The 6,148-nt window shown below is 75.4% G+C and carries 4 protein-coding genes; 3 read left to right on the plus strand and 1 reads right to left on the minus strand.

The genetic code is table 11. The annotated features are described in order from the left end of the window. The 3 genes from PSD17_RS24615 to PSD17_RS24625 form a co-directional block, all read left to right on the plus strand. Positions 1 to 1,329, plus strand: a 1,329-nt coding sequence (locus PSD17_RS24615; protein WP_445261038.1) for an Lhr family helicase, incomplete at its 5' end; no start/stop codon positions are given. Between the two features lie 429 nt (positions 1,330 to 1,758). Beyond that, the gene (locus PSD17_RS24620; RefSeq protein ID WP_339124693.1) at positions 1,759 to 2,730 is read left to right on the plus strand and encodes a YncE family protein; all 972 of its coding nucleotides are present in this window, start codon (positions 1,759 to 1,761) and stop codon (positions 2,728 to 2,730) included. A 418-nt stretch (positions 2,731 to 3,148) separates the two neighbouring features. Further along, positions 3,149 to 5,131, plus strand: a complete 1,983-nt coding sequence (locus PSD17_RS24625) for an acetoacetate--CoA ligase (protein WP_339124694.1) — start codon at positions 3,149 to 3,151, stop codon at positions 5,129 to 5,131. Between the two features lie 108 nt (positions 5,132 to 5,239). Here PSD17_RS24625 and PSD17_RS24630 read toward each other — a convergent pair whose 3' ends face one another. After that, the gene (locus PSD17_RS24630) at positions 5,240 to 5,734 is read right to left on the minus strand and encodes a hypothetical protein (RefSeq protein ID WP_339124695.1); all 495 of its coding nucleotides are present in this window, start codon (positions 5,732 to 5,734) and stop codon (positions 5,240 to 5,242) included. Positions 5,735 to 6,148 lie beyond the last annotated feature (414 nt).

Raw genomic sequence — 6,148 nt, forward strand, 5'->3', positions numbered from 1 at the left:
GTCATGGGCGTCGTCGAGCAGCTGGCCGGGGCGCCGCTGCCGGCGAGCGCGCTGGAGTCGCTGATCTTGCCCGCCCGGCTACCGGGCTACTCCCCCGCGCTGCTCGACGAGCTGACCGCAGCCGGTGAGGTCACCTGGACCGGCTGCGGCACGCTCGCCGGGACCGACGGCTGGCTCGCGCTCGCCCCCGCCGACGTCGCCGACCTGCTGCTCCCCGAACCCGAGCCCGAGATCGCCGCCGCCCCCATCCACCGGGCGCTGCTCGGCGCGCTGGGGATGCCGGCCGGGACGACGGAGCTGCCCGCGCACCCGGGCGCCGCACTGTTCTTCCGGGGCCTCGCCGACGCCGCCGCCCGAACCCTGCTCGACGAGGGCGAACAGGCCCCGACCGACGACGCGGTCGTCGCCGCGCTCTGGGACCTCGTGTGGGCGGGGCTCGTCACCAACGACACCCTCGGCCCGCTGCGCGCACGGCTGTCGGGCGGTCGGGGTGCCCACCGTCCGCGCCGGCAGGCCCCGCGCGGGCGCTACGCCCAGCTGCGCGCGGGCCGGCCGGCGATGCCGACGCGCAGCGGGCCGCCCTCGGTCGGTGGCCGGTGGGCGCTCGCGACCGGTCGCGAACCCGACGCCACGCGCCGCGCGCACGCCCGCGCCGAGGCGTTCCTCGAGCGGCACGGCGTGCTCACCCGGGGGGCGCTCTCGACCGAACGCGGCCAGGGCGGGTTCGCCTCGGTCTACGGGGTGCTGCGCGCGATGGAGGACTCCGGGAGGTGTCGGCGCGGCTACGTCGTCGACGGGCTCGGGGCCGCCCAGTTCGCGGTGCCCGGCGCCATCGACCGGCTCCGCGCGCTGTCCCGGCCCGATGGTCCCGGGTTGTCGGCCGGCCCGTCGCCGGAGTTCGACGACGACTCCTGGGCCCCTCCCACCCCGGCGCGTCCCGGCACGGGCGACGCGGCGGCGGGCGCCGCGGTGGTGCTCGCCGCCGCCGACCCGGCCCAGCCCTACGGTGCCGCGCTCGGCTGGCCCGCGACGGTCGGCGACTCGAAGCACCGGCCGGGACGCAAGGCCGGGGCGCTCGTGGTGCTGGTCGACGGGGCGCCGGCGCTCTACGTCGAGCGAGGTGGGCGGTCACTGCTGTCGTTCACCGACGACCGGGCCGAGCTGCGGGCCGGCGCCGAGGCGCTGGCCGGCGCCGTGCACGAGGGCTGGCTGGGGTCGTTGGCGGTCGAGAAGGCCGACGGCGTCGGGTCGCTGGCGTCCGACCTGGCAGAGGTGCTCACCGAGGCGGGCTTTCGGGTGACCCCGAAGGGCCTGCGGCTGCGCGCCTGAGACCGGTCCCGGCGACCTCGCCGACGCCCCGCACGCCGGGGCAGAGCAGTTCCTCGACGCCGACGTCAGTGCCTCGATGCGCGCCGCCGGCACCCCCAGCGCGGCCGACGACCGTTCCGGACCGAGGACGCGTCCCGGCTCGCCGACGGGCGGCGGCCGGCCGCGTCCGGGCCGCGGGACCGGACCGCACGTCGAGCCGACCCACCGGCCCCCGCCGCCACCCCCGGCCGGCGGTGACCGACGCGTCCCGCCCCCGGCTCGCTGAGCGCACGCTCCAGGACGTCCACAGCGGTCCGTTCGGACCGTCCGTGCCGTCGGACCGGACGGCGCCACTGTGTCTTGCCCCGGGTGCGGGACGGCAGGATGCTGGCTGTTCGGCGCGCGGTGGCGTCGAGCCGCTGCCGCGCCGAGCATCGGGAGCGTCCGGAGATGACGACGCCGTCCATCCGCCGAGGCGTACGTCGGCGGGTGTCGTGCGTGGTCGTGCTGGTCGCCGTCCTCGTCGCGGTGGCCTGCACCGGGCGGCCGGACGGCGGGCACACCCTCAGCGTGCACGCGCCCGGTGCCCTGGTCCTGTCGCCCGACGGCGCGACGGCCTACGTCACCGACCAGACCGACGGGCTCGTCCGCGCCGTGGAGACCGCGACGGGTCGCGAGCACCTGCCCGTGGACGCCCCGTTCACCGATTCGCTGACGATCGACCACCACGGTGGTCGGCTGTTCGCGTTCTCCCGCGCCGCGGGTGCCGTGGCGGTGATCGATCCCGTGCAGATGACCGTCGCCGAGCGGATCTCGGCGCAGGACCCGGTGGCCGTCGCGGTCGCGCCGGACGACACCCGTGCCTACGTCGCGAGCAGCCGCGGCGGGACGGTGACGGTCGTCGACATGGCATCGGGGGCCGCGGTCGACCGCCCGGTAGGCGCGCTGCCCAGCGACGTCGTCGCGGCAGGCAGGCACGTGTACGTCGCGCTGGCCGCGAGCCGCACGATCGCGGTGCTGACCCCGGACGGCGTCGTGACGGGCACGGTGCGGCTGCCGACGAGCGCCGTCACCGAGGAGGACCCGGTCCGGCTGGGCGTCACCCCGGACGAGACGACGCTGCTCACCCTCGACCCGGTCCGCGGCGAGCTGTACCTGGTCGACCCGTCGACCTCGACACTGCTCGCGACGCTCGGCGCGGCCGCGGGCGCGTCGATGCTGCGGATGTCGGCGGACGGCAGGCGCGCCTACGTGGTGGCGACGACGACCCACGAGGTCGCCGAGATCGACGTGGCCGCCCGCGCCCAGGTCGCGACCGTGCCGGTGGGTTGCACCCCCGGCGCGATCGCCGAGGCCCCTGACGGCAGCGCACTCCTCGCGACGTGCACCGACCAGGACGAGGTGTCCGTCGTTCCGCGATGAGGAGGACGGCTGCCGGCGGATCGCATTCGGAGTGACGACACGCGCAACCACGAGCCGTCCGGCACCGGGCCCCTGGGGAGTCCGACCGACTCCGCCGACCGGAACGGACGGTCACCGGCAGGGCAAAGCCTGACCGCACGCGGGGCACGTCCCGGCCCGGCAACCACGCAGCCAGGGGAGTCACCCCGCGCCGAGCCCGCGGCGGCTCGCGTCCTCAGCCCGATCCGAAGCCCGATCCGACCGCCCCGACGCGAAGGAGCAACGACCGGCTGCACCGAGCCTGACCCCCGCACCGGGCACGTCCCGGTCCGGCGACGACGCAACCGGACGCCGAGCCCTCGACGAGTGCCCCGTCCGGTGCCCCCTCGGACCGGCGGGCCGACTTTCGCCGGCGGGCGCCGCGTCGGATGATCGGGGTATGAGCGACGACGCCCTCGGTTCCGTCCTGCGCCGGCCCGCCCCCGACGTCCTGGAGACGACCGGGATCGGCGCCTACGTCCGATGGCTCGCCGCGGAGCGCGGCCTGGAGTTCGACGACTACGACGCGCTCCTGGACTGGTCGATCGCCGAGCCCGAGGACTTCTGGGCGTCGATCTGGGACCACTTCGAGGTCGACGGCGGCTACGAGCGCGTCCTGGGCTCGACCGAGATGCCGGGCGCGCAGTGGTTCCCCGGCGCGACCGTCAACTACGCGCGGCACATGTTGCGCCATGCGCGGGCACGCGTCGAGGCGGGCGCGGGCGACGAGGTCGTCCTCGTCGCCCGGTCGCAGACGCGCGAGCCGGTCGACGTGACGTTCGCCGAGCTGCTCGACCAGGTCGCGCGGGCCCGCGCCGGGCTGCAACGCCTCGGCGTCGAGCAGGGCGACCGCGTCGTCGCCTACCTGCCGCACATCCCCGAGGCGATCGTCGCGTTCCTCGCGGCCGCGAGCCTGGGCGCCACGTGGGCCTCGTGCGCCCCGGAGTTCGGGTCGCGCTCGGTCGTCGACCGGTTCGCCCAGATCGAGCCGACGGTGCTGCTCACGGTCGGCGGCTACACCCACGGTGCCAGGGAGATCGACAAGAGTGCGGAGGTCGCGGCGATCCGCGCGGGCCTGCCCAGCCTGCGACACGTGGTCGCGGTGCCGTTCGGGCCGGTCGAGGTGCCCGACGCGCTCCCGTGGGCCGACCTGCTGGCCGTGGAGGGCCCGCTCGAGTTCGTCGACGTCCCGTTCGACCATCCCCTCTACGTGCTGTTCTCGTCGGGGACGACCGGGCTGCCGAAGGTCATCGTCCACTCGCACGGCGGCATCCTGCTCGAGCATCTCAAGCTGCACGGGCTGCACCTGGACACCCGCCCGGGCGATCGCGCGCTGTGGTTCACGACGACGGCGTGGGCGATGTGGAACATCACGATCTCGGCGCTGCTGGTCGGCGGCTCGCTCGTGCTGCTCGACGGCAACCCGCTCTACCCTGACCTCGACGAGCAGTGGCGGCTGGCGGCCGAGACCGGCGCGACGCTGCTCGGGACCAGCCCCGGCTACCTGATGGCCTGCCGCGCGAAGGGCGTCGACGCGGCGGGGCTGCTCGGCGGGGGTGCCGGGGTGTTGCGCCAGATCGGCTCGACGGGCGCGCCGCTGCCACCGGAGGCGTTCGACTGGATCGCCGCCCAGTTCGGCGACGCCGTCCTGGTCAACTCGATCAGTGGCGGCACCGACGTGTGCAGCGCGTTCGTCGGCGGCGGCCCGTGGCAACCGGTGTACCGCGGGGAGCTCTCGGGCCCGCTGCTGGGCGTCGACGTCACCGCGTTCGACCCCGACGGCAAGGAGATCGTCGACGAGCTGGGCGAGCTCGTCGTGCGGGCACCGATGCCGTCGATGCCGGTGTCGTTCTGGAACGACCCGGGCGACGAGCGCTACCGCGAGTCCTATTTCGACACCTATCCCGGCGTGTGGCGGCACGGCGACTGGGTGATCCGCACCCGGCGGCGCAGTTTCGTCGTCACCGGCCGGTCGGACGCGACGCTCAACCGCGGGGGCGTCCGGCTCGGGACCGCCGAGTTCTACGCCGTGATCGAGGACCTGCCGGAGATCGACGACAGCCTCGTCGTGCACCTCGAGGACCAGACCGGCGCGACGTCGGGCGACCTCATCCTGTTCGTCGTGCTGCGCGAGGGCGCCGAGCTCGACGACGCGCTGCGCGCCCGGATCCGGGACACGCTGCGCGCGCAGCTCTCACCGCGCCACACCCCCGACTTCGTCGCCGCCGTGCCCGCGGTGCCCCGCACGCTGACGGGCAAGAAACTGGAGAAGCCGATCAAGCAGGTGCTGCGCGGGAAGGCGCCCGAGGACGTGATCAGCGCGGACGCGGTCAGCGACTTCGACGCCGTCGCCGCGTTCCGCGACGCCGTCCGCGACCGCTGACGCCCACGCACCCGCCGGGCGCAACCTCACGCCGCGAGCGCCGACGACGACCACCAGGTTGCGCGCGGTCGGGGTCTGCTGCGGGAACGCGGGAGCCCGGTACGGCGGTCAGCCGCCGAAGGCGGTCCCGAGGTCGCGGACGCCGGCCTGCAGGGCGGCGAGGTCGGGGCCGCAGCTCTGCGGGGTACCGGTCGGGCCCTGGCCGGGCGGCAGAAGGCAGGCGTCGCGGGTGAGCCGGTCGACCGCCGCATCGACCGCGTCCGCCGCCTTCCCCACCGCGGCCTGCTCCGTCGGACCCGAGGCGACCGCGCGGGCCGCGACGGTCACGTTCGAGACCTCCCGGACGAACCGGGCGCACTGCGGGTAGACGCTCGCGGCGTCCTCGGTGGCGCACTCGTCGCGCCCGAAGATCGCGATCTTGTCGACGACGTCGGCGCGCTGGGCGGTGGGTGAGGACTGCGTCGCGGCGGCCGCCGAGGACGACCCTCCGTCGGGCGACTGCTCGCACCCCGCCGTCAGCGCCGCGACGGCCACGGCGACCCCGACCAGCCCACCCAACCGCAGGGATCGGGAACGGACGCGACCACGCGGGAGTACCGGCACGGGCCCGAGACTATGCCCGGCCCGCGATTGCCCCGCGGGCCCCCGCCCCGCGGCCACGGGACCGGACGACCAGCCCGGCATCGTGTTCGGAACACCTCGAACCGGGCACGTCCGTGGATCGCGCACGATCCCCGAACGGCTCTGCGACTCCTCGAGCGCGGCGATCATGGCGTCGGCCATGGGCTCGCTCGTAGGGGGCGACTGACGGATCACTCGCCGCGGTCTCGGCGCCCGGACGGCCCGTGGCTGCGTTGTCGCCGGGCCCGAACACGCCCGGTGTGCCGACCCGGCTCCGCCTTGCCACGAACCGCCAGGAGCACCGACCCCATCGACGGCGATCCGTCAGACCCGCTAGACGAGTAAGTCCGAACCCGGTCAGTGGTCGTAGGCGATCAAGGATCGGGTGATGGGCTG

Origin of the sequence: Pseudonocardia sp. D17 (assembly GCF_036984265.1) — a bacterium.
GTDB lineage: Bacteria > Actinomycetota > Actinomycetes > Mycobacteriales > Pseudonocardiaceae > Pseudonocardia > Pseudonocardia benzenivorans.